The 21058-nt window shown below is 74.2% G+C and carries 16 protein-coding genes; 6 read left to right on the plus strand and 10 right to left on the minus strand.

From position 1 onward, the window contains the following. Window positions 1-9: 9 nt before the first annotated feature. Together Q5530_RS29110 and Q5530_RS29115 are read right to left on the minus strand one after the other, a co-directional pair. On the minus strand, window positions 10-1845 hold the full coding sequence (locus Q5530_RS29110; RefSeq protein WP_415366003.1) for an ABC transporter ATP-binding protein: 1836 nt from the start codon (window positions 1843-1845) through the stop codon (window positions 10-12). 128 nt (window positions 1846-1973) lie between these two features. Continuing rightward, window positions 1974-2987: a TerC/Alx family metal homeostasis membrane protein gene (locus tag Q5530_RS29115; RefSeq protein WP_415366004.1), complete on the minus strand. Its 1014-nt coding sequence runs from the start codon at window positions 2985-2987 to the stop codon at window positions 1974-1976. 256 nt (window positions 2988-3243) lie between these two features. Here Q5530_RS29115 and Q5530_RS29120 point away from each other — a divergent pair, with 256 nt between their 5' ends. After that, window positions 3244-3573: a hypothetical protein gene (locus Q5530_RS29120; RefSeq protein WP_415366005.1), complete on the plus strand. Its 330-nt coding sequence runs from the start codon at window positions 3244-3246 to the stop codon at window positions 3571-3573. Between the two features lie 21 nt (window positions 3574-3594). Here the strand turns inward: Q5530_RS29120 and Q5530_RS29125 are convergent, their stop codons facing one another. Then, window positions 3595-3885, minus strand: a complete 291-nt coding sequence (locus Q5530_RS29125; RefSeq protein ID WP_415366006.1) for a hypothetical protein — start codon at window positions 3883-3885, stop codon at window positions 3595-3597. 191 nt (window positions 3886-4076) lie between these two features. Continuing rightward, a complete protein-coding gene (locus Q5530_RS29130) occupies window positions 4077-5690 on the minus strand; it encodes an alpha/beta fold hydrolase (RefSeq protein WP_415366007.1) in 1614 nt (537 codons plus the stop codon). Window positions 5691-5933: 243 nt separating this feature from the next. Here Q5530_RS29130 and Q5530_RS29135 point away from each other — a divergent pair, with 243 nt between their 5' ends. Continuing rightward, window positions 5934-6860: an NAD(P)/FAD-dependent oxidoreductase gene (locus tag Q5530_RS29135; RefSeq protein ID WP_415366008.1), complete on the plus strand. Its 927-nt coding sequence runs from the start codon at window positions 5934-5936 to the stop codon at window positions 6858-6860. Between the two features lie 19 nt (window positions 6861-6879). On the opposite strand, the gene Q5530_RS29140 is transcribed toward Q5530_RS29135, so the two are convergent. From Q5530_RS29140 to Q5530_RS29150, 3 genes are all read right to left on the minus strand, one after another. Next, complete coding sequence (locus Q5530_RS29140; RefSeq protein WP_415366009.1) at window positions 6880-7662, minus strand: serine/threonine-protein kinase; 783 nt, start codon at window positions 7660-7662, stop codon at window positions 6880-6882. Between the two features lie 140 nt (window positions 7663-7802). Next, a complete protein-coding gene (locus Q5530_RS29145) occupies window positions 7803-10991 on the minus strand; it encodes a LamG-like jellyroll fold domain-containing protein (RefSeq protein ID WP_415366010.1) in 3189 nt (1062 codons plus the stop codon). Between the two features lie 362 nt (window positions 10992-11353). Continuing rightward, the gene (locus Q5530_RS29150) at window positions 11354-13294 is read right to left on the minus strand and encodes a cellulase family glycosylhydrolase (protein WP_415366011.1); all 1941 of its coding nucleotides are present in this window, start codon (window positions 13292-13294) and stop codon (window positions 11354-11356) included. 269 nt (window positions 13295-13563) lie between these two features. On the opposite strand from Q5530_RS29150, the gene Q5530_RS29155 reads away from it, so the two are divergent. Further along, window positions 13564-14853 carry a cation:proton antiporter gene (locus tag Q5530_RS29155; protein ID WP_415366012.1) on the plus strand — a complete coding sequence of 430 codons (1290 nt, stop codon included), beginning with the start codon at window positions 13564-13566 and terminating at the stop codon, window positions 14851-14853. A 102-nt stretch (window positions 14854-14955) separates the two neighbouring features. Here Q5530_RS29155 and Q5530_RS29160 read toward each other — a convergent pair whose 3' ends face one another. Further along, window positions 14956-16137 carry a PucR family transcriptional regulator gene (locus Q5530_RS29160; protein ID WP_415366013.1) on the minus strand — a complete coding sequence of 394 codons (1182 nt, stop codon included), beginning with the start codon at window positions 16135-16137 and terminating at the stop codon, window positions 14956-14958. A gap of 85 nt (window positions 16138-16222) precedes the next feature. Between Q5530_RS29160 and Q5530_RS29165 the strand changes: the two genes are divergently transcribed. Beyond that, a complete protein-coding gene (locus Q5530_RS29165) occupies window positions 16223-16888 on the plus strand; it encodes a hypothetical protein (RefSeq protein WP_415366015.1) in 666 nt (221 codons plus the stop codon). Between the two features lie 6 nt (window positions 16889-16894). Here the strand turns inward: Q5530_RS29165 and Q5530_RS29170 are convergent, their stop codons facing one another. Then, the gene (locus Q5530_RS29170) at window positions 16895-17263 is read right to left on the minus strand and encodes an anti-sigma factor antagonist (RefSeq protein WP_380632070.1); all 369 of its coding nucleotides are present in this window, start codon (window positions 17261-17263) and stop codon (window positions 16895-16897) included. 221 nt (window positions 17264-17484) lie between these two features. On the opposite strand from Q5530_RS29170, the gene Q5530_RS29175 reads away from it, so the two are divergent. Next, window positions 17485-17766, plus strand: a complete 282-nt coding sequence (locus tag Q5530_RS29175) for a hypothetical protein (protein WP_415366017.1) — start codon at window positions 17485-17487, stop codon at window positions 17764-17766. Window positions 17767-17786: 20 nt separating this feature from the next. Then, window positions 17787-18071 (plus strand): hypothetical protein, encoded by a 285-nt coding sequence (locus Q5530_RS29180; RefSeq protein ID WP_415366018.1) that lies wholly within the window; start codon window positions 17787-17789, stop codon window positions 18069-18071. A 41-nt stretch (window positions 18072-18112) separates the two neighbouring features. Here Q5530_RS29180 and Q5530_RS29185 read toward each other — a convergent pair whose 3' ends face one another. Beyond that, a complete protein-coding gene (locus Q5530_RS29185; protein ID WP_415366020.1) occupies window positions 18113-20926 on the minus strand; it encodes a helix-turn-helix transcriptional regulator in 2814 nt (937 codons plus the stop codon). Window positions 20927-21058 lie beyond the last annotated feature (132 nt).

Raw genomic sequence — 21058 nt, forward strand, 5'->3', positions numbered from 1 at the left:
CCACCCCGCCTACTGCGAATCCACAGTGGACATCTTCGGTTCGCTGTCGTCCAGGAACCCGCCCGACTGGTGCCGCCACAACCGCGCGTACGCGCCGTTCGACCGCAGCAGTTCGTCGTGCGTCCCCTGCTCGACGATCCGGCCGTGGTCGAGCACGATCAGCCGGTCCAGGCGGACCACGGTGCTGAGCCGGTGGGCCACCACGAGCGCGGTGCGCCCCTCCATGAGCCGCCACAGGGCTTCCTGGACGAGGAGCTCGCTCTCCGAGTCCAGCGCGCTGGTCGCCTCGTCGAGCAGCAGGATCGGCGCGTCGCGCAGGATGGCCCGCGCCAGCGCCACCCGCTGGCGCTGCCCGCCGGAGAGCTTGACGCCCCGCTCCCCCACCAGCGTGCCGAACCCCTCGGGCAGGGCCTCGGCGAACTCGAACACGTGCGCCGCCCGCGCCGCGTCGCGCACCTCGGCGTCGGTGGCGCCCGGCCGGGCGAAGGCGATGTTGTCCCACAGGGTCCGGTGGAACATGGCCGGTTCCTGCGGCACGTACGCGATGAGGCTGCGCAGGTCCGCCTGGCGCAGCCGGGCGATGTCCTGGCCGCCGACCAGGATCCGGCCTCCCTGGATGTCCATCAGCCGCAGCAGCAGCCGGGTCAGGGTGGTCTTGCCGCCGCCGGAGCGGCCGACCAGGCCGATTGTGGTGCCGCCGGGCACGGTCAGGTCCAGGCCGGCGAACAGCGGCGGCGCGCCGGCGTGGGCGAAGGTCACGTCCTCGAAGCGGACCTCGGCGGTGGACGGGCGCAGCGGCACCGGGTCCGCCGGGTCGACCACCTGCGGCGGGGTGAGCAGCAGCTCGGTGAACTGGGCCGCCTCGGTCAGGGAGCTCTCCAGCCGCCGGTAGATGTTGTTGAACTCGAACATGATCCGGGTCGCGTTGGTGAAGTAGGTGAAGGCGACCACGATCGCCTCCACCCCGAGCGCGCCGCCGCCCAGGCTCACCGCGAGCAGCAGGCCCAGCGCGTTGGTGATCACCAGCATCGGCGCGATGGCGGTGTCGATGCGGAGGTTGGCGTAGTCCCACGACCGGATGGCGATCCTGCGCTGCTCGGCGGCGCGCTCGCGGTGCTCGGCGTTCTCGCGCTCCTCGGCGGCGAAGGCCCGCACCGCGTCCATGTTCGACAGGGTGTCGGCCACGCGGCCCGACACCCGCGCGATGGCCGCCTCCCGCTCGTCGACCAGGCGCTGGCGGCGGCGGATCAGCGGGGCCACGACCAGGGCGGTGACCAGGATGAAGCCGATCAGGACGACCACCAGCAGCGGGTCGTAGCGCCACAGCACCACCGAGGCGAACACCAGCGGTATCAGGTTGGACAGCACGGAGAACGCCATGGCGTCGATGAACTGCTCGAACCTCCCGGCGAAGCTGAGCACCCGCTTGGTGAGCGAGCCGGCGAAGTTGTCGTGGAAGAACGCGGCGTCCTTGGCCAGCAGCTCCTCCATGCCGAACACGGACAGGTGCTCGATGCCGCGCCCGTCGGCGCGGTTGAGGCAGTGCAGCCCGACCCGCCACAGGGCTTCCCCCGCCAGTGCGAGGCCGGCGAAGGTCAGCACGTAGGGCAGGGCGGTGGCGACGTCGACGGTCGCGCCGTCCGCGATGCGGCCCGCGAGCGCGGCGACCACCAGCGGCGGCAGGTAGTAGTGGCAGATGTTGCCCAGCGCGGGCAGCAGGAGCGCCGGTGTGGCGGTCTTCTTCTGGCGGACCAGCTCGCGCAGGTAGTAGCGCAGCGCGAGCAGCACCGCTGTTTTCCTGGTGGTCGGGTCCTCCGCGTCGCCACGTGCTCCGGGCGCGGTCATCCGTCTCCCTCCCGGGGATTACGAACTCGGACCGGCCATGCTGCCGCAGCGGGTGCGGTCGCAGCGATCGATTATCGGCGACGCGGACCCGCCCGTGCGGTCGTGGGCCGGTCCGCGCCGCGCGTGCCTCAGCGGGCGCCGCCGTCCTCCTCGTGGTTCGGGCGGCGGGCGCGCAGCGAACCGGGGTGCGCCTTGGCGGCGGGGTCGCGGCGGGTCTTGAGCAGGCTCGCCACCGTGACCACGACCAGGATCGCGATGATCACCCCGAGGCTGAGGGGGGTGGGGATTTCGGGCACGTCGGGCGAGAGGTCCACGTGGGCCCAGTGCAGGATCAGCTTCACGCCGATGAACCCGAGGATGACGGCCAGGCCGGCGGAGAGGTAGACCAGCCGGTCGAGCAGGCCCTTCACCAGGAAGAACAGGGCGCGCAGGCCGAGCAGCGCGAAGGCGTTGGCGGCGAAGACGATGAACGGCTCCTCGGTCACGCCGAACACGGCCGGGATGGAGTCCAGCGCGAAGAGCAGGTCGATGCCGCCGATGGCGACCAGCACGATGAGCAGCGGCGTGCCGACCCGCCTGCCGTTCTCGCGGGCGAACAGCTTGCCGCCCCGGTACTCGGTGGACAGCGGCAGCAGGCGGCGGGCGGTGCGCACGACCGCGTTGTTCTCCACGTCCGGGTCCTCGTTGCGGTGCCGGAACAGCTGCACGGCGGTGAAGATCAGCAGCAGGCCGAACAGCAGGAACATGAACGAGAACAGCGAGAGCAGGGTCGCGCCGACCGCGATGAAGATGGCGCGCATGACCAGCGCCAGCACGATGCCGAAGGTCAGCACCTTATGCTGGTGCTCCTCGGGCACCGCGAACGTGGTCATGATGATCACGAACACGAACAGGTTGTCGACCGAGAGGGACTTCTCGACGATGTAGCCCGCGAAGTACTCGGTGCCGAACTCGCTGCCGTGGGCCGTCCACATCCAGATGCCGAAGCCGACGGCCACCAGGATGTAGAACACCGACCAGGCGGTGGCCTCGGCGAAGCCGACCTTGTGGGGGCGGACGGCCGCGAGCACCAGGTCCACCGCGAGCAGCACCAGGATCAGCCCCACGGTGACGACCCAGGTGAGGGTGTCGATCTCAAGCACCGGGTTCCTCGCTTTCCTGATCACCCGTCATGTACGAATCGGACATTAGAGGCAAACGGTACCGGCGCGCGAACCGGCACACCGGAATCCGACCCCATCCCGTGCCGGGGCGCATCTCGTGGTGCCCGGCGACCTCACGGTTCACCCGTCGGCACGGGGTCGCGTGACCTCCACCGCCCCGACCGCCGGGCGCCGTGACCCGGCGGGGTGACGCGGCGACCGTTTTCCCGGGCACCGGTCGGGTAGCCGACCGGGTATGAGCAACGACTTGCCGATCCCGGACTACGACCAGCTCCCCCTGGGTGACCTGCGGCACCGCGTCCGCTCGCTGAGCAGGGACGAACTGGCCCTGGTGGTGGAGCACGAACGGGGGCACGGGAACCGCGTCCCGGTCCTGGAGGTGCTCACGGCGCGGTTGGCGGAGCTGGACGACGGCGCCGAGCCGTCGGGCGGCGACCCGCGCAACGCGCCGGGCGCCGGCTCCACGCCCGGCGGCTCCCCCGTGACGCCCGCGACCTCACCCGAGCCGAGCATGCCGCTGCGCCACGCGCAGCCCGGGCAGACCGCCGCGCCCGGCCGGCCCTGACGCGCCGGCCGGGCCGGTCGCTCAGGGGCGCGGGCGCACGCGCGCCCACCGGCGGCCGCGCTGCGACCTGGGCGTGGTGGCGGCCGAGCACTTCGGGCACAGGTGCAGCCCGTGGTCCGTGGTCTGCTCGATCCACACCGCGTCCGCCCAGCTCACGTGCTGGAACCTGCCCAGCCGGCTGCGGCTCAGGGCCAGGCCGCACAGGGTCTGGTTGGTGCCGGGCGTCCACGCGTGCACGTCGCCCGAGGGCTGCCGCACGCCGTCCTCGTCGACCCACAGGCTGGACGCGGCGACCGCTGGTGCTGAACTCATGGTGGCGGTGTACCCGCTGCCCGCCCCGTGACGCGCCGGTGGCCCGGACGGCGCCCGCCGTCCGGGCCACCGGGGCCGGTCTCGGGTTTCTCGTCGGCGGGGCTCCTCGGCAGCCGGGGCTCCTCGGCAGCCAGGGGTCCCCGGCAGCCGGAGGTCCCCCGCGACCGGGGGTCCTCAGCAGCCGAGGGTCCTCAGTAGCCGGGGCCCGTGAACTTCTTCCGGTCGACGAAGTCGCGGACCCGGGCCTCCAGGTCCGACGCCGGGGCCGGGCGCTCGGCGTCGGCGGTCGCGGCGAACGCGCCGTCGGCCGGGACGTCCGGGCGCGGGGCGCCGGGGCACTCCACGCGGCTGCCCGGCAGCACGCCGTCGACCAGGTAGCGGTCGACCAGCGCGGTCACGCACTCGTTGCGGGCGTACAGGCCGTGCGTGCCCTCGTCCGAGACCGAGACCAGCGCGTCGTCGAGCCTGGTCGCCATGGCCGGCCCGCCGTCGTAGTGGGTCTGCGGGTCGGAGTCGGCCTGGACGACCAGGCCGACCGGGTACCTCGTCCGCTTCAGGTCGGTGACCCGGTCGGTGGTCTTGAAGGTGCGGAACGTGCACTCGGTCGGCGCGGCGCGCAGCACGCCGAACCCGTACGGGTACTGGACCCGGTACCGCCGCATGTCGTCGTAGTAGGTGTTCAGGTCGGTCGGCCAGTCGGCCTCGCAGGTGACGGTCTGGAACACGCCCGGCACGGTCTGGGCGATGCCCAGCTCGTAGAGCGCCCTGGTCGCCGCGACCGCGTCGGCCACCCGCTCGGGCGCGACCTCCTGACCCAGCACGTCGCGCCGGATCAGCGCCATGTCCTCGGCCAGCAGGTCCCAGATCTCGCGGTACCGGGCGTTGGCGCCGACGACGACGTCCCAGGTGCTCTGGTCGAGGTACCCCTCCCACGGCTCCACCGCCAGGCGGGCCGACAGCTCCTCGCTGGTGGCGAGCACCTCGGCGGCCGTGGTGCCGAAGCCGTAGCGGCTGTCGCGCTCGGCGACCCAGGCGAAGAAGGTGTCCACGTTGTCGCGGATGGCCCGGGACTGGGCCTTGAACTGCTCGCGCCAGATCCACTCCGGGTGCACCGAGGAGTCCAGGACGTTGCGGTCGAGCCTGGTCGGGAACAGCGTCCCGTACACCGCGCCCAGGTAGGTGCCGTAGGAGAAGCCCAGGTAGTTGATCTTCTTCTCGTCCAGCACGGCCCGGATGACGTCCATGTCGCGGGCGGTGTTCGGGGTGTTGACGTAGGGGCGGATGCCGCCCGCGGCCCTGGCGCACGCCTCCTCGGCGGCCCGCGCGGTGGCGGTCCAGTTCGCGAACTCGGCGTCGGTGGGCCGCGTGGTCAGGGTGCCGACCTGGTCGGCCGCCTCGCACAGCAGCGGGCTCGACCTCCCCACGCCGCGCGGGTCGAAGCCAATCAGGTCGTAGGTCTCCGCGATCCGGTTGGTCGCGAAGTACAGCGGCAGGTCGAGCCCGGGGCCGCCGGGTCCGCCGGGGTTGAGCAGCAGCACGCCGCGGCGCTTGGCCGGGTCGCTCGCGGGCCGCTTGCTGATGGCCACCTGCAACCGCTCGGCGTTCGGCTTCCGGTAGTTCAGCGGAACGGTGATGGTGGCGCACTGCAACTCGGCGAACCCGTCGCACGCGGCCCAGTCCACGTCCTGCTCGTGGAATTCGGTCAGGTTGGCGGCCGACGCCGTCGGCGCGACCGCGATCAGCCCGGACGCGGCCACCACAGCGGTGCCCAACGCCGCGACGAGCCGTTTCACCTTGCTCTTCACCCTGGTCTCCCCCTCATCCAATCGGACGGCACCCGCAAACTAAGGAATTCGGGAAAGGCTCCGGCAGGTCCGAAAGTCACATGGCCGGTGTGACGCCGAACTCATCGGATGGGCGGGCGAAAGGGCGTCCGCACGGATTGCGCCGGAGCGCCATATCACTTTTTCCGGCGGAATTCATCGTCCCCGGGACCTTTTCGGCGACCGCTTTCGACGGATGTCCGCCCGACCCGTCATGATGTCGGGGTGAGGACGTCGCGCGAGGTCACCGTCATCGGTGGTGGGGTCGTCGGGTACACCTGCGCGCACGAGCTGGCGCGGGCCGGGCACGAGGTCACGGTGATCACCGCCGACCCGCCGGGGCGGACCACGTCCGCGGTCGCGGCGGCGGTGTGGTTCCCCTACGAAGCCGCCCCGGCGGACGCGGTGCTGAGGTGGGGCGCGGAGTCGCTGCGCGCGTTCGGCTCGCTCGCCGGGGACCCGCGGACCGGGGTGTCCCTGCGGTCGGGACTGGTGCTGCACCGCAGCGCCTCGCCGGACCTGTGGTGGACGGCCGCCGTGCCGTCGGCGGAGGCGGTCGGGACCGGGCTGCCCGCCGGGGTGGTGAGCGCGACGCGGTGCACGCTGCCGGTGGTCGAGATGGACCGGTACCTGGCGTGGCTGGTGGCGGCGGCCGGGGTGCGCACGGTGGTGGGCGAGGTGCGCGACCTGGCGGAGGTGCCGGGCACGGTGGTGGTCGCCGCCGGGCTGCGGTCGGGCGTGCTGGTCGGGGACGACGACGGGCCGGTGCCGGTGCGCGGCCAGGTCGTGCGGGTGGCCAACCCGGGGCTGACCGACTGGCTGATCGACGACGACAACCCGGCCGGGCTGACCTACGTGGTGCCGCGGGCGGTGGACGTGGTGTGCGGCGGCACGGCGGACCGGGGCGAGCACTCGCTGGAGCCGTCGGCCGAGGTGGAGGCGGCGATCCTGGCGCGGGTCGGGGACCTGGTGCCCGAGCTGCGCGGGGCGGCCCCGGTGAGCCGGGCGGTGGGGCTGCGGCCGGCCCGGTCGGTCGTGCGGCTGGACCGGGTCGTCCGCGACGGCCGGGTGGTGGTGTCCTGCTACGGCCACGGTGGCGCGGGCGTCACGCTGTCGTGGGGGTGCGCCGCCGACGTGGTCGCCCTGGTGTGACCGCCCCGGGGGTGACCGCTCAGGTCGCGCCCAGGTCGCGGGCGCACCGGTCGGCCGTCGGTCTGCGGCGGGCGGACAGCGAGGTCATCAGCGTCAGCAGCCGCACCAGGTCGGCGGGCAGGTCCCGGGGCACCTCCGGCGGCCGGTGCAGCCGGGCGTTGGCGGCGGCCACCACGCCGCCGCCGTACTCGCGCCGCCCGGTCAGGCACTCCAGCAGCACCAGGCCCAGCGCGTAGACGTCGGCGGGCGGGCCCACGTCCTCGCCCCGGATCTGCTCGGGCGCCAGGTAGGCGGCGGTGCCGACGACCTCGTCCACGCGGGTGAGCCGGGTCGCGTCGGCCGAGCGGGCCAGGCCGAAGTCGGCCAGGTGGGCGGCGCCGTGGCGGTCGAGCAGGACGTTGCCGGGCTTCACGTCGCGGTGCACCACGCCGCGCGAGTGGACGTGGGCCAGCGCGTCGGCCAGCCGGGCGCCCAGCTCCCGGACCCGCCCGGTCGGCAGCGGCCCGGCGGCCAGCAGGTCGCGCAGGGTGCCGCCGTCGAGCAGCCGCATCACCACGAACGGCGTCGGGCCGGACTCGGCCAGGTCGTAGACGGGCACGAGCCCGGGGTGGACCAGGGCGGCGAGGGTCCGCGCCTCGTGCGCGAAGCGCCGCACCCCGACCTCGTCGGTCGCGGTGCACACCTTCACCGCGACCGGTCGGCGCAGCCGCAGGTCCCAGCCGAGGTGGACCCGCGCCATGCCGCCCACGCCGAGCACCCCGTCCAGCCGGTACCGGTCCACCAGCACCCGAGCACCGCCCACACCGCTCCCTCCCCCGCCTCCCGGACCCCGGCACAGGTTGCCCGATCGGCGGCCGGTCGTGCTGCGGAGGTCCGAAGCGGTGTCGGACGGGCGCCGGGCGCCACCGCGCACGGGTGGTGTGCGGTGGCGCCCGGCGGCGGTCAGCGGTTCGCGTGCAGTTCGGCCACCTCGGCGTCGCCGAGGGCCCGGTCCACCGCGCGGACCTCGTCCACCGACCCGCGCCAGTGGTCGGTGGGCTGCCCGGCGTACCGGGCCCGGCCGAGGGTCAGCGGACCGGTGCTCACCTCGTCCGGGCCGGCCGGGATGGTCGCCGCCCGCTGCCCGTCGACGTACAGGCGCAGCTCGCCCGCCGCCTCGTCGCGCACGCCGACCAGGTGGTACCAGCGGCCGGGTTCCGGGTTCACCCCGTGGGTGGCCCGCCGGCCGCCCGGCACGCTGAACGCGAAGTTCCCGTGGCCGTACTGGAGGTAGAACGGGTTCTCGGTGCGCCGGCCGTCCTGGCTGACCGCGGTGGCGTAGTTGCCCGGCAGCGAGTCCAGGGCGACCCACGCCGAGACGGTGTAGCTGCCGCGCGTGTCCAGGACCGGTCCCGCGGTCCGGGCGGAGTCGCCGTCGCCGTCGAACCTCAGCGCCTGCCCGCGCACGCCCGGCGCGTACGCCGCGTCCCCGTCGAGCGCGACGGGGTTGCCGCCGCCGCTGGTGTCCTCGCCGCTGCCGTCCAGCGACCACGTGCCGCGGCCCGGGTACACCCGCTGCCCGGCGCCCGCGCCCGCGGCGAGCACCCGGCTGTTGACCTCGCGCACCGGACCGGGGTCGACCTTGATCTCCCGCCGGTCGTAGGTCCAGAAGCCGTTGAGCTCGGTCTCCACGTCGGTGATCTGGGTGTAGACCGAGCCGGACAGCTCGGCGCCCGCACCCTCCAGGTAGTGGGTCTCGGTGTTGGAGACGTACTTCGCGGTCAGCGCCGCCTTGTCCGCCACCCCGCTGTAGATCGCGGCCGGCGCGCCGGGCCACTGGTGGCCGGGCGTGCGGAGGGTGAACCCGCCGTGCTCGCCGTCCATCGCCGCCCGGGTCGCGTCCGGCCACGGCGCGTCGTTGTTGAGGTAGTCGTGGTGGTCGATGACCTCGCCCTTGCCGGAGTCGCCCTTCGACGCGCAGCAGTTGACGCCGCTGTGCGCGTTGACCACCCGGGACGGGTCGGCGGCCTTGACGGACTCGGCGATGCGGCCCGTCTCCTCCCGGTCCCACTCACCCCAGCCCTCGTTGAACACGATCCAGCCGATGATCGAGGGCGAGTCGTGCAGCTGCTCCCGCGCGCGGGCGCCCTCGGTGAGGAACGCCTGCTCGCCGGTCTCGTCGGTGACGTTGACGTTGACGAAGTCCTGCCACACCAGCAGGCCCAGCTTGTCCGCGTGGTGGTACCAGCGGGCGGGTTCGACCTTGATGTGCTTGCGCACCGCGTTGAACCCGAGGTCCTTCTGGGCCTTGAGGTCGAACAGCAGCGCCTCGTCGCTGGGCGCGGTGTTCAGGCCGTCGGGCCAGAAGCCCTGGTCCAGCATGGACAGGGAGAACACCGGTTTGCCGTTGAGGACGAGCTTGGGGAAGCCGCCGACCTCCTGGACGCCGACCGAGCGCATCCCGAAGTAGCTCTCCACCGCGTCGCGGCTCGACCCGTCGACCAGGCTGACGTCGAGGTCGTAGAGGTAGGGGTCCTCCGGGCTCCACAGGCGCGGGGCGGGCACCGGCAGGGTCAGGTCGGCGTTGGGGCGGCCGGTGACCTCGCCGACGCGCTTGCCGCGGTGGTCGCGGGCGGTGACCTTGACCGCGGCGCGGTCCGTGGCGGTCGCGGAGGACACCCGGACGGCGAGGGTGCCCGCGGTGATGTCCGGGGTGGTCTTCACGTCGTCGATGGCCCGGTCGGGCACCGGCTCCAGCCACACGGTCTGCCAGATGCCGGAGGACTGCGTGTAGACGATGCCGCCGGGTCGGCGGGACTGCTTGCCGATCGGCTGGTTGTCGCCGGTGGTGTCGGTGACCGCGACCACCAGTTCGTGCCGGCCGCGACCGCGCAGCGCGTCGGTGACGTCGGCGGTGAAGGCGGTGTAGCCGCCGGTGTGCTCGGCGACCGGCGTGCCGTCCACCCACACGCGCGCGTGGTGGTCGACCGCGCCGAAGTTGAGCTTCAGCCGCTCGCCCCGGCCGATCCTCCAGTTCGCCGGCACGGTGAACGTGCGGCGGTAGAACATGTGGTCCTCGTGGCGCTCCAGCCCGGACAGCTGCGACTCCACCGGGAACGGCACGATGACGCGCTCGGGCAGCCGTTGGCCGAAGGTCGGCTGCTGCCCGGCGGTGGCGGCGGCGAACTCCCACGGGCCGTTGAGGTTGAGCCAGTCCTCGCGCACCTGCTGCGGGCGGGGGTACTCGGGCAGCGGGTGCTCGGTGTCCACCTCCTCGCCCCACGGCGTCCGGAGCCGGTGGGTGGAGGTGTTGGTGGCGTTGCGGATGATCCCGGGCACGACTTCGCCGCCGACGGTCAGGCCGCCCTCGCCGTCGTAGGTGACGCGGACGCGCTGGCCCCGCTGGATCGCGGCGGGCACCTCGACGAGCACCCTGGTCCGGTCGCCCCGGGCGAGGGTTGCCCGGCCCAGGGGGAACGGGACGGTGTCCACCTCGACCTTCAGGTGGGCGGTGAGGTCGCCGAGGTCGGTGACCTCGCGGTCGAAGTCGAGTTCCAGGCGGTCGCGCGAGACGGTCGGCCGCACCGGGTAGACCGGGAAGTCGGCGGGCGGCAGGAAGGCCGACTCGGGCACGGGCTGCTTGGCCAGTGTCGGGGTGGACCAGCGCAGGTACATGTTCGCGCCGCCGACGTCCTGGAACAGCTCCAGCCGGAAGTCGTGCTCCCGGCCCGCTTCCAGGCGGACCGGGGCGCTGTGCTGCTCGACGTCCCAGTCGCCGACCCAGTGGTCGATCACCGGGTTGTCGTCGAGGAACAGGCGGAAGCCGTTGTCGCCGATGGCGTGGAAGGTGTAGTCGCCGGTGGCGGGGGCGGTGAGCCGGCCGGTCCAGCGGGCGGTGGTGTGCTCGGTGCGCCCGGTCAGGGCGGCGAACGTGCTGGTCAGGTCGCTGAAGTTGATGTCGGGGTCGAGGGTGGTGCCGCCGGGTTCGGCGAAGTCGCGCGCGCCGGGCGCGGACATGCGGAAGTACTCGCCCTTCAGGCCGTGCACGGGTGCGGGGTCGGCTCTCGCGGGCTCGGTTCTCGCGGGCAGGGCGGTGGCGGGGAGGAGGAACAGGCTGAGGAGGAGGACGAGGAACCGGCGGGCAGGGCGCATACGGGTTTCTCCTGGACTCGGCGGTGAGGCCCATCACAGCTTTGCTCATCTATCCACACCGTCGCGCAGAAGACAACAACAAAGCTCACTTTGGGAGCGCTTCCACGGGGGAAACGCTCAACTTCCCGCAGAGGTCCGGCCAGGGGGTGACGGTTGGGGTGGTTGGGCAAACAGGCCGAGGTCGAGCAGGCAGGCCGAGGTCCGGGTGCCGGAAAGCCAAAGGGCCGGTGCGACCAGCTGACTGGTCGCACCGACCCACGCGCAAGGGGTGGCCCACCGGGCGAGAGGTGTCGCACCAGGCCCGAGAGGTGGTGCACCGGGCGCGGCCGGGGGTGCTGTCCGGCCGCGCCCGGTCCGGCGGGTCAGGTCGCGGTGCAGCTCACCGCGGTGACACCGCCGGTCGCCTGGCCGTTGGCGACGAACCCGAACGTCGCCGAGGCCGAGGGCGCCAGGGAGCCGTTGTGGGCGGCGTTGGTGACCGTGCCGCCGGTCAGCGTGCCGTTCCACAGGCTGGTGATGGTCCGCCCGCCGGCGACGGACAGCTCGACGCTCCAGCCGCGGGTCGAGGCGGTGCCGGTGTTGGTCACCGCGACCTCCGCCTGGAAGCCGCCCTGCCAGCTGGTGGCGGTGCGGTAGGTGGCGGTGCAGCCGGAGCCGCCGCCGCCCGTGCCCGGCTGGGTCGTGGCCGTCACCGCGGCCGTCGCCGGGGAGAGGTTGCCCGCCGCGTCCTTGGCCCGCAGCGCGTAGCTGTAGCGGGTGTTCGGGGTGAGCCCGGTGTCGGTGTAGCCGGTGCCCGACGCGGTGCCGACCTTGGCGCCGCCGCGGTAGACGTCGTAGCCGACCACGCCGACGTCGTCGGTCGACGCGCCCCACGACAGCGCGACCGAGGAGGAGGTGGTGGCGCCGACGGTCACCGCGGACGGCGCGGTCGGGGCCGTGGTGTCGGCCGGGGCGCCGTCGGTGTAGCGCTCGCCCAGGCTGATGCCGGTGGTGCCGCCCCCACCGCCGAGGCGGACCTGGTGGTCGAGGCCGACGAACTTGCCGGCGTGCTGCCACAGGGCGGGCTTGAGCAGGGCGTACTTGGTCTCGTCCCAGGTCTTCCAGTCGTCGAGCAGCAGGCCGCCCGTGTCACCGGAGTTCGGGTTGAGCACCCAGAACGTCTGGTGCAGGCCCTCCTCCACGATGAGGTCGCGCAGGGCGGCCATCCACCGGTCCTGCCGCTCGTCCTGGCCGAGCCGCCCGCCCCACTCCCCGATCAGCAGCGGCGCGGTGCCCTGCTCGTGGAGGTAGAGCCAGTTCGGCCGCCACACGTCGGCGATCAGCGACTCCTTGGTGAACGGCTTGTCGAACCACGGCTGGTTGAACACCAGCGGGCCGTAGTCGTGCGGCGAGTAGACCAGCTGGTCCTGGTGCGCGCCGAGGTTGACCGGGTGCTCGGCCACGCCGCGCAGGTTCCCGCCCCACCAGGTGTGGTGGTAGTTCGGGGACAGGTCGGGGTCGGTGTCGGGCGACTGCCACGTCTCACCGGCGCGCGGGTAGACCTCGACGCCCTCGCACAGGATGAGCACCTTCGGGTTGATCGCCAGGATGCGCCTGCCCGCGGTCTCGCAGACGTGCTTCCAGTTGTCGACGTCGGTGGAGCCGTCCCACTTGGCGCGCGGCGGCTGGTTGGGGGTGCCGTGCGGCTCGTTCTTGACGTCCATCGCCACGATGGTGTCGTTGTCCCGGTAGCGCGCGGTGACCCATTCCCACGCCTGGTGGAACAGCTCGGTCGTGATCGCGCCCTTGTACCAGACGGGGTGGACGTGGCCGGAGTTGTCGGCCTCGGCGCTGTGCACGTCCAGCAGCACCTTGAGCCCGTAGCGCTCGCAGAGCCCGAGCCAGTGGTCCCAGACCTGGAGGCTGTTCAGGCCGGCCAGCTCGGGGTTGACGTAGGTGTTGACGTTGGGGGCGGTCGCCTGGCCGTTCTTCCACTCCAGCAGCAGCTGGGTGGAGATCGGCACCCGGACGATGTTGATGCCGCGGTCGGCCATCGATCTGGTGACCTCGGCGATGTTGGCCGACCACAGGCCGTGGAACACGCGCTCGGTGGCGTTGAAGCCGAACCAGTTGGCGCCGGTGAGCCACACCCGGTTGCCCGCCTCGTCGACGATCTGGTTGCCCTCGACGTGCAGCCAGTCCTCCTGCGGGGCCGCCGAGGCGGCGGGGGTGGCGGCCGCGCAGGCGAGCGCGGTCAGCGCCGTCGCCGCGACGAGTGCCGCCGCCCGGCGCCACCGCGCCCGGCCCGGTCGTGTCGTCCTCATGTGCTGCTGTCCCGACCTTCCGACGTTGGAACCCGGTTTCGGCGCGGCTGCGGCGGGGGCGCTCCAGCGGCGGCGATTCTTTCTGGGAGCGCTCCCAGTCCTGGCGTAGTGTAGGCATTCGAGGCCGGTTGGCAACATCCCGCACGCACAGTTGTCCACTGTGGACGTGTTGGGCCGATCAGGTGACGAGTGCCGGTCACGTTCGGGTGTTTTGTCGGTCGGGGTCCGGGTACCTGACGGGTCCGACGCGACATCGCAGGAGGTACCTGGTGGAACTCGGCCCGGCCCTGTACGCCGGGGCGGGCGTGGTCACGCTGACGGCGGCGTTGCTGCCCCGGTTGCTGGCCAAGGCGCCGATCTCGATGCCGATGGTGTTCCTGGGGGCCGGCGCGCTGGCGTTCGGCTTCGCGGAGCCGCTGCCGGAGCTGGACCCCGGGTTGCACGGGTCGGTCGTGCTGCACCTGACCGAGCTGTGCGTGATCATCTCGCTGATGGGCGCGGGGTTGGCGCTCAACCGGCCCGTCGGTCTCAGGCGGTGGGGCACGACGTGGCGGCTGCTGGGCGTGACGATGCCGTTGACCATGCTGGCGGTCGGTGTGCTCGGCTGGGGGCTGCTGGGGGTGGGGGTGGCGGCCGCGGTGCTGCTCGCGGCGGTGGTGGCGCCCACGGACCCGGTCCTGGCCGGTGAGGTGCAGGTGGCCGAGCCCGCCGAGCACCCGGAGTCCGACGAGGACGAGGCGCGGTTCGCGCTGACCTCGGAGGCGGGCCTGAACGACGGGCTGGCGTTCCCGTTCACCTACGCGGCGGTGGCGATCAGCCTGGTCGGGGTGGCGCCGGGCGGCTGGTTGGCCGAGTGGGTCCTGGTGGACGTGCTGTGGCGGCTCGCGGCGGGTGTGGGCATCGGGGTGCTGGTCGGCTGGCTGCTGGGCCGGTTGTTCTTCTCCGCGCCGTCGCAGAAGTTCCGGCTGGCCGAGCACGCCGAGGGGTTCGTGGCGCTGGCGGCGACGTTCCTGGCCTACGGGGTCGCGGAGCTGGTCGAGGGCTACGGCTTCATCGCGGTGTTCGTGTGCGCCTGCACGGTGCGGGCCGCGGAGCGCCGCCACGACTACCACCACGTGCTGCACCAGTACGTGGAGCAGGCCGAGCGGATGCTCACCGTGGTGATCATCCTGCTGCTGGGGGGTGCGGCGGCGTCCGGGCTGCTGGCGGGCACGGGGTGGCGCGAGGTGCTGTTCGCGGCGTTGGTGCTGCTGGTGGTGCGGCCGGTGGCCGGGTTGGTGGGCCTGGCGGGCGGGAGCACGGGGCCGCGCGAGCGGATGGCGATCTCGTTCTTCGGCGTGCGCGGGGTGGGGTCGCTGTTCTACGTGGCCTACGCCCTGGAGGAGGGCCACTTCGCCGAGGAGGGCGTGATCTGGCGGGTGGTGGCGCTGGTGGTGATCGGTTCGGTGGTGCTGCACGGGCTGTCGGCGACGCCGGTCATGCGGCTGCTGGACCGGCGGCGCGACCGCGAGGCACGGCGCAAAGGCCACCCGGACGAGGCGGCGGAGACCCCCGTCTGACAGGTTCTCAGGGGCCTCGGGCCAATGCGCTCGGGCCCGAGGCGGTGGCCGAGGGCCGGTCACGCGTAGGCCGGCCGCACAGGCCGATCACGCACAGGCCGATCACTCCGGGTGGTTCCCCGGCTCCGGCGCGCCCTGGCCGTTCCAGCCCAGCAGTTTCGCGCCGAGCACCGCGGTCTGGAGCGTGAACCCCTGCCCGGGGTCGTCGGCGGCGTAACCGGTGAGCTCCCGGACCCGCTGGAGCCGGTAGGTCACGGTGCGCACGCCCACGTGCAGCTCGCGGGCGCAGGCGGTGGCCACCCGCCCGGCCGCGAAGTAGGCGGCGAGGGTGTCCAGCAGCGGTCCGGGGCCGCCGCGGGCCCGCCGCAGCGGTTCCAGCACCGCGTCGACCAGGTCGGCCAGCGCCGCGCTGTCGCGCAGCAGCACCCGGTAGACGAGCAGGTCGGCGGCCCGGTGCACGCGGCCGGGCAGGTCGAGCCGCCGGGCGATGTCCAGGGCGTTGCGGGCCTGCTCGAACGAGCGCACGGGACCGCCGGGGCCGGGCTGCGGGCGGCCGAGGCCGACGCGCCAGGTCGGTTCGGTCCCCAGCGCCGCCGCGACCTGGCGGGCGAACTCCTCGGGCGCCTCCCCCATCGCCTCGGGCGCCACGCACACCAGCAGCCCGTCCTTGGTGGTGACCAGCACGTCGCGGGAGCCCAGCCGCAGGTGCAGGGCGGTCTCCACGTCGCGGGAGACCTCGCCGCCGTCGACGACCGGTTCCGCGGCGCGCGCGGCGGCCACCACGGTGCTGCCGGCCAGCCGCAGCCCGAACCGCTCGGCGCGCTCGGCGAGGTCCCCGGGGTTGCGGCCGTCGAGCAGGTCGTCGACGAACTCGCGGCGGAAGGACTCCTCGCGGCGCACCGCCCAGCGCTGGGCCTCCTCGTAGCCCTCGGCCAGGGCGGTGACCGCGATGTCCGCGGCCCGGAACACGGCCTGGCCGACCGCGCGGACGGCGTCGGCGCCGGTGGCGCGCCGCACGCCGGGCAGCGCGGGCCAGGCCAGCCAGGTGGCGCTCAGGTAGAGGTCGACCAGGTCTCGCAGCGGCACGCCCAGGGTGGCGGCGCGGGCGCCGGTGCCGTGGCGGGCCCGCAGCCGCTCCGGGCCCAGCTGGGCGCCGGTGGCGCTGACCTCGGTGAGGTCCTCCAGGTAGCCGTCGAGGAGTTCGGGTGGCGCGTCCCGCGCGTCGCGGCTCGCCCGCGCCACCACGGTCGCCACGTCCAGCCCGCTTCCGGTTCGGCCGCTCATGGCGCCCAGTCTCGCAAGGGGATCTGCACGGTTTCCGCACCTCCCCACCCCGGTGCGCGCACACGGGTGGTCGAGCATCGGTCGGGTGGAGCACTGGTGGCGGGTGACGGTGGTGTCGACGGCGGTGGCGCTGGGGGTGTTCGCGGCGGGGGTGGCGCCGACGGTGTTGTTCGGTGTGGTGCCGGTCCTGGTGTGGTGCGCCGACCCGCGGCGGTCCCGGCGGGTCGGGGTGCCGGTGGGAGTGGTGCTGCTGGTGCTGCTGGCGTGGTTCGCGCTGCCGCACGGCCTGGGGTGGTCCGGGCGGTGGGTGCCGTCGGCGGCGGAGGTGTGCTGGCTGTACCCGCTGTCGGCGGCGGTGGTGTGCCTGGTGGGTGCGCGGGTGGAGCGGCGGCCGGCGGGCTGCGTGCCGTGGGCGGTGGTGCTGTGCCTGGGGTTCGCGCTGGCCCTGGGCGACCTGGTGCTGCTGGACGAGTCGCCGCCCGGGAACGAGGGGGTCCTGCCGGGTCCGGTGGGGCTGCGGGCCGTGGAGGCGGATCCGGTGTGCGGTTCGGGCGGCTGCGCCCGGGTGGTGGGGTTCGGCGGGGACCGGGCGGCGGTGCGGGCGCACCTGGGGTCGCGTGGCTTCACCACGCCCTCGGGACGCGGCGGCGGGTGGGTGTGCCGGGTGACCGGGGTCGTGGTGGAGCGGCGGGCCTGCGCGGGGCTGCGGGAGCGGGCCGGGGTGGTCGAGGTCACCTGGTACGTGGGGTGAGGGTGCTCAGCCGGCGGCCAGGGCCTGGTCCAGGGTGGGGTGGACCACCAGCAGGTCGCCCAGGCCGGTGAGCTGCACCGAGCGCATCGCGGGGGTGGTGTCGGTGGCCACGATCCGCAGCCGGGTCTCGGGCACCGCCTGGTCGTGCGCGGCGATGAGCGCCGCCAGGCCGGCCGAGGCCAGCAGGGCCACCCCCCTGAGGTCGACCACCACCACGGCGGGTGGCTCTCGCAGGACTTCGCCGAGCACGCGGCGCAGTTCCGGGGCGGTGACCGCGTCCACCTCCCCGGCGACCGACACCACCACCGCGTCGGCGCGGCGGGTGACGTCGAGGGCGAACCGCTGCGGGTCCGTGGGCTGTGTCGAGGCGTGCACGTCGTGGTCGCCTTTCGTCCGGGTCCGGCCGCCCGGCGGGCCTGGTGAGCCGCCCCGGGCCGGTCCCATCGTCACCCGTCCGGACGCGTACCGCCATTCAGCGGCTCGCCACCGGGCCGCCGGCGGCCCGGGATCTCCCTGGTCTCAGGGATGTTCGGGGCGGTCGGGTCCGCGAGGCTTGGGTACATCGCCCGGCAGGCGGGCGGACGAGGGGAGGACGGATGATCGGGAGGAAGGTGCGGCTGGCCCTGGCCGGCGGCCTGGCGGTCGCGGCCCTGGTCGGGGGGTCGGGCGCGGCCCAGGCCGACAGCGGCGGCGAACGGGCGGGCGTCGAGCGGGCGTCGGGCGAGGTGGCCGTCGCCGCGGTGTGGCGCGGCGGCTACTACAACTACTACGACTGCGACCTGGCGGGCTTCCAGGGGATCTACCACGGCTGGTGGACCGGCTACATCTGCTCGTACCGGGCGGGTAGCTCGCCGGCGATCTGGGACCTGTACGCGTGACCGAGAACGGGGGAACGACCATGTGGATCAGGAACGTGGCGGCCGGTGCCGCCATCGCGGCGGCCGTCGGCCTGACCGGGGTGCTGGGCGCGGGGGCGGCGACGGCGGCACCCGCCCCGACCGCGGCGGTGTCGGCGGAGGCGGCGGAGCTGCGCGCGGCCGCCTCGTGGCACCAGATGGAGATGTGGTACGACCTGAGCGCCTGCATGTTCTCGCAGCAGTTCAAGGCGTACCCGACCTACTGCGCCTACGGGCAGTGGGGCAGCACCGGCAGCTACGGCTACGTGCTGTGGGGCTGGTACTGACCTGACCGGCGCGGGGAGGCGGACCGGTTCCGCCTCCCCGCTCACCCGCGTCGGGCGAACTCCGCGGCCAGCGCCGCCCGCGAGGTGATGTCGAGCTTGACGAAGACGTGCTTGAGGTGGGTCTCCACGGTGTAGCGGGACACGTGGAGCCGCTTGGCCACCTCGGTGTTGGTGAGGCCCTCGGCGACGTGGCGGATCACCACGAGCTCGGTCCTGGTCAGCGAGTCCCAGCCGGTGGTGGCGGGGCGTCGGCGGCCGCGCGGTCCCCGGCGCAGGCCGTGGCCGCGCATCATGGCGTGGACGCGCCGGGCCTCGCCGACCGCGCCGCGTTCGTCGAGGGCGTCGAGAGCCCGGTGGAACAGCGGGCGCGCCGCGTCGACCTGCCCGGCGGCGGCGAGCGCGGTGCCCGCCTGCTCGCACGCCAGGGCCAGTTCCACGGGACGGGGCGAGTCGCGGTAGGCGTCGACCGCCTGGAGCGAGTGGTGCGGCGCGTTCTCGACCAGGCCGCGGCAGCGCAGGGCGGCGCCGGCGGCGGAGGCGGTGCCGAAGCGCCGGGCGGCGGCCTCGGTGTCCCCGGTGACCCGGTGCGCCAGGGCGGTGTCGGACGCCGCCAGCGCGATGCGGACCAGGTCCGGTGGCGCCATCCAGTTGGTGTGCAGGAAGCGCAGCTCGGGCAGCAGGTCCCAGGCGCGGGCCGCGGTGGCGGCGGCGTCGGCGGGCCGGCCGCGCTGCTCCAGCAGCAGCGCCTCCACCCACAGCACCCAGTCCGCGCCCAGGACCGCGCCGCAGGCCCGCAGTTCGGTCCGGGCCCGTTCGACGAGGTCGGCGGCGGTGTCCGGTTCGCCTCGGGCGAGCGCGATCCTGGCCAGCACCGCGAGGACGTGGAAGTTCCAGCGGGTCGCGGTGTCGCGGGCCAGCGCCAGGCAGGCCCCGGCCCCGGTGGCGGCGTCGTCCCAGGAGCCGGCGTGCAGCTCGGCGATGGCGAGGTTGGCCTGGTAGTACGGCAGGACGCTGGCGTTGCCCGAGCGGGAGGCGTCGGCCAGACCGCGGTGGTGGGTGGCGCGCGCGTCGGCGAGCCGGTCGGCGTCGGCCTGGGCGACGCCCAGGCACAGGTCGGCGATGAGGAACCCGTCGAACGAGGTGGCGGCCGGTGCGGCCGTGGCGGTGCCCTCCCGACCCAGGACCAGGGCCTGGTCGACCGCGCCGCGGGCGGCGGCGCCCAGGGTGAGCGTCATCAGCGCGGTCGCCTCGGCCACGGCCTTCCCGGCGCGCCGCGCGGCGTCGAGCGACCGCTCCGCCTGCGCCACGGCCTCGGTGACCTCCCCGGTCATCAGCCGCAGGAACGCGCCGGGGCCCAGGGTGATGTCGCGGGCCAGCGGGTCGGCGCACTGCTCGGCGGCGAGGGTGATCCGGTGGCCCGCCTCCTGCCACCGGCCCTGCCGCACCAGGGCGTGGGCGACCAGGACGGCCAGCCGGGCCCTCGCGGGCCGGTCGAGGGTGGTGGTGAACACGGTGCCGGCCAGCGCCTCGGCTTCGGCGACGCGGCCGGACAGCACCAGCAGCGGGGCCAGTTCGACGACCAGGCCGGGTCGCGCGGGGTCGTGCTCGGGCAGCGCCCCCAGGGCGCGCTCGTACCAGTGCAGGGCCGAGGGGACGGAGTGCCGGGCGCACTCGCGGGCGGCGCGCCAGTACCAGGCCGCCGCGTCGGGTGCGGTCGTCTCGGGCGAGGCCGCGCCGGCGACCTCGACGTGCTCGGCGACCCGGGCGGCCGGCGCGCCGGCGGCGGCCAGGGCGCGGACGACCTCGTGGTGCAGGCTGCCGCGCAGCGCGGGCGGCACGTCCTCGTAGAGGGCCTGGCGGAACATCTCGTGCCGGAACGCCAGGCGCTCGCCGGAGCCGTCGACCACGCCGGTGGCCACGGCGGGGCGCAGCTCGGTGAGCAGGTCCACCGCCTGCCGGCCGCTGACCGCGGCCAGTTCGCCCGCCAGGCAGGAGGTGCCGAGCACGGCCATGAGGCGCAGCAGGTCCAGCGTGGTCTCGGGCAGGAAGCTGTAGCGCAGCAGCAGCGTCTGGCGCAGGTCGGGCGGCACCGCACCGGCGGAGGTGTCGACCTGGTTCCCGGCGCGGCGCAGCACCTGCCGCTGGTCGAGGGCCCGCAGCAGCTCCAGCAGGAACAGCGGGTTGCCGCCGGCGGCCCCGGCCAGCCGGCGCAGGCCCGCGCCGGGTTCGGCGTCCAGGGCCCGGTGCAGCAGCTCGACCGCGGCGTCGGGGGTCAGCCCCGCCAGCCGCAGCACCTTCCCGTCGGCGGCGGTGAGCCGGTCGAGGAGCCGGTCCACCTCCTTGCGGCGCGGCACCGGGCGCAGGGTGCCCACGACCAGCAGCGGTCGGTCGGCCAGGTGCCGGACCAGGGCGCCGATCGCGGTCAGGGTCGAGGTGTCGGCCCAGTGCAGGTCCTCCAGCGCGAGCGCCACGGGCGTGCGGGCGGTGCGCTCCTCGAACCACTCCACGATCGTCTCGATCACGGTGAACGACTCGTCCCCGGTGGCCGGGCGGCCGGCGGCGGTCGGGTCGACCGCGTCCAGCGCGGCGCGCAGGCGGTCACCGGACCGGTCGCCGGACCGCAGGTCGGTGAACACCCGGAACGGGCGGCGGGCGTCGAGTTCGTGCGCGGAGCCGGTGAACAGCTCGAACCCGCGCTCCCGCGCCCCGGCCTCGACCTCGCGCAGCAGGCGGCTCTTGCCGATGCCCGGTTCGCCCTCGACGAGCAGCGCGGTCGCCCGGCCGGACAGGGCGCGGGCGAGCGCCTCCCGCGCGTGGTCGAGTTCCGCCGCGCGGCCGACCAAGGGAAGCCCCATCCCCACGCCCCTCCCGCGGGCCGTGCGTGCGACGTCCCCGTTCGTCGGCATCGGCGCGGCCGGAACCGGCAGCGTAACAAGGGGTTCGGGGCGGCGGCCGGCGATTTCCCGGATGCGTCCGGGCGCGGGGCG

This window comes from Saccharothrix sp. BKS2, from assembly GCF_047689505.1.
Taxonomy (GTDB): Bacteria; Actinomycetota; Actinomycetes; order Mycobacteriales; family Pseudonocardiaceae; genus Actinosynnema; species Actinosynnema lopnurensis.